This is a genomic window from Methylobacterium nigriterrae (assembly GCF_037106235.1).
Classification (GTDB): Bacteria; Pseudomonadota; Alphaproteobacteria; order Rhizobiales; family Beijerinckiaceae; genus Methylobacterium; species Methylobacterium nigriterrae.
The window spans coordinates 1-2,306 of the sequence record NZ_JBAWTG010000302.1 but is presented as its reverse complement, the minus strand read 5'-3'; the positions used below and the strand labels follow the sequence as shown (position 1 = coordinate 2,306).

At 65.2% G+C, this 2,306-nt stretch carries 2 protein-coding genes; both read right to left on the bottom strand.

The genetic code is table 11. The annotated features are described in order from the left end of the window. On the bottom strand, window positions 1-144 hold a 144-nt coding region (locus tag WDW90_RS36455; RefSeq protein ID WP_336492613.1), incomplete at its 3' end, for a CoA transferase. A 103-nt stretch (window positions 145-247) separates the two neighbouring features. Then, window positions 248-1,165: a LysR family transcriptional regulator gene (locus WDW90_RS36450; RefSeq protein ID WP_336492612.1), complete on the bottom strand. Its 918-nt coding sequence runs from the start codon at window positions 1,163-1,165 to the stop codon at window positions 248-250. Window positions 1,166-2,306: the final 1,141 nt, after the last annotated feature.

Sequence of the window (2,306 nt, the reverse complement as noted above, 5' to 3'; positions counted from 1 at the left end):
CTTGATGACCTCGGCGCCGAACTCCGCCATCAACCTCGCCGCGAAGGGCGCGGCGATCAGCTGGCCGAGTTCGAGAACGCGGATTCCGGCGAGCGGGCCCCGTACGGATGTGGCGGCCGAGCCTTGCGCGCTCGATCCTGGCATGGGCGTACCTCCACTGTATTGGAGGCGATCAATACAGCGCTCAATTGTGCGAAGTCCAAACGCAATACGCCATCGTGCATTCTCCTGGGGAGAACGCTTCGATTCAGGCTATCGCGCGAAGATGGTCGAGCAGCAGCGCCGCGGCGGGCGGCAGAGGGCCGGATCGGACGACGATGTTGAGGGTTCGGTGCGCCCATGGGTCGGTCAGCGGCACAGCGACAAGGTGCATCTGCGGCGCGAGCAGGGCGTGCACGCGCTCGGGTACGACGCCCAGGCCCATCCCGGCCTGGGCCATGCGGCAAATCGCGTCGAAGCTCGGAACGTGGATGCGCAGGCGCAGCGGCCGCCCGAGGCGGCGCGCCTCGTCGCGCAGCGCGGCATAAATGGAGCTCTCCCGATGCAGCCCGACGTGGTCATGGTCGAGGGTGTCGGCGAGCGCGATTTCGGTCCTACCGGCGAGGACGTGCCCCGCCGGCATGACGAGGACGAGGCGGTCGCCGCGATAAGGGAAGGCCGTCAGCGAGCGGGTGTCAGTGCTGCCGGCGCAGATGCCGAGGTCGGCTGCGCCGTCCTCGATTCCGGCCACGACGCCGTCGCTCGGTCGCTCCTCCAAATCGACCCGGATGCGCCCTTGCTCGGCAAGGAACACCTGCAGGTCCTCGGGCAGGAACTGCACGATGGCCGAGAGATTGGCAAGGACGCGCACGAAGCCGCGCACACCGCGAGCGTGCTCGGCGAGCTCAAGTGTGATCTGCTCGGCGCTGGCCAGCATCCGGCGGGTGTGGTGAAGCAGCGTCTCGCCTGCCGGAGTGAGGCGCATTCCCTTGGGTTCGCGGGTGAGCAGCGTGCAGCCGAGCGCCCGTTCGAGTTCGGCGAGGCGCTTGCTCACCGCAGAGGGCGCGATCGCCGCAAGCCGAGCCGCGCCGTTGAGCGTGCCGCATTCGCAGATCGCCGCGAACAGCCGCAAGGTCTTCAGGTCGAGACGGCTCAGCGTTGCGGGGGTTGGGAGCCGTTGGGACATGGCCCGCTTTGTCCACGCGCCGACCGTAGTTGATCTGGGGCCGTGCGTGGCCAAAGCGAGGTTAATCTTGTCCAGTGATCGCCAAAGTCAAGAGCTGCCCACCCCTTCGCCATGCCATGCGAATATCTCGTCCGCCGGCGGTTGGGTCGACCGAACGGCTACCGAAGGCGCGGCGTGCAATAGGCGGTTTCTGTCCGTAAGCTGCAAGTCTGCTTGCTGCATCTGAACGGCAGAAGCAGACAGGCCACCTGACAACAGCCTGTCCGGTTGGCTTGATGCTGGTCGGCTTCAGAAGTCCATGCCAGCTATGCCGCCACGCGGCATTGCAGGTGCCGGGCTCTCCTTTGGAGCGTCCGCGACCATCGCCTCGGTGGTGACGAGTAGGCCGGCGACAGAGGCCGCGCCTTTGGAGAGCCGTGCGCACGACGTTGGCCGGATCGACAATGCCGGCCCTGGATCGTGCATATGTACTCGCCGGGCGCCGTCGGCTACGAGGCCTTTGAGGAAAGCATTCGGCTACAGGGCCTGCCGACCTGGATTGAGACCCCGCCGCAGCCCCGTTGAGCCCCGTGGGTTGGCGCTCCCGAGATGGCAGTCGGGCTGCCGCCGCCATCCTCGTGGTACCGTAAGGACAACAGACCCGTTATAATAGGAAAATAACGGTGTTGTCCGTCTCTCTCTTCTCTCGTTTGTGATTGGTCCCGCGGCGCCCTGTCCCGCCTGGGAGCGGTGCCACGCATCGACCTCCTCGGCATCATTGGCGAAGGGGTCCATCTCAGGCCCGTGCTACCCTGCCATGAGACGCCGACCTCGGACGTATCACCGAGACTGAGCTGGGCAAATCGTTCTACCCGCACCGTGAAGCGGACCCGCATTCAGACAGGGCCAGACGAGAACGTGACTGGACTCTGGGCAGGTTGTGTCCCTGTTCGCCGGGGATAACAGGAGCATTTCTCTAGAGATTCTATTCCTCTCTGTCCCTGTTATTCCCGGTGTTGTCCCTCCGTCGAAGGCAAAAGATCCTTGATCCGCGGTGGGGCGTGTGTGTGACCGGTCGAGACGCCGCTCAACGCACCTGCCGAAGCCCCTTCGAGAAGCGCTGGCCGTTGGCTATGTAGGTCTCTGATGTCCGACGCAACTT

Coding starts and splice junctions, on each gene's coding strand:
- WDW90_RS36450 (WP_336492612.1), bottom strand. CDS start 1,165: ATGTCCCAACGGCTCCCAACCCCCGCAACGCTGAGCCGTCTCGACCTG.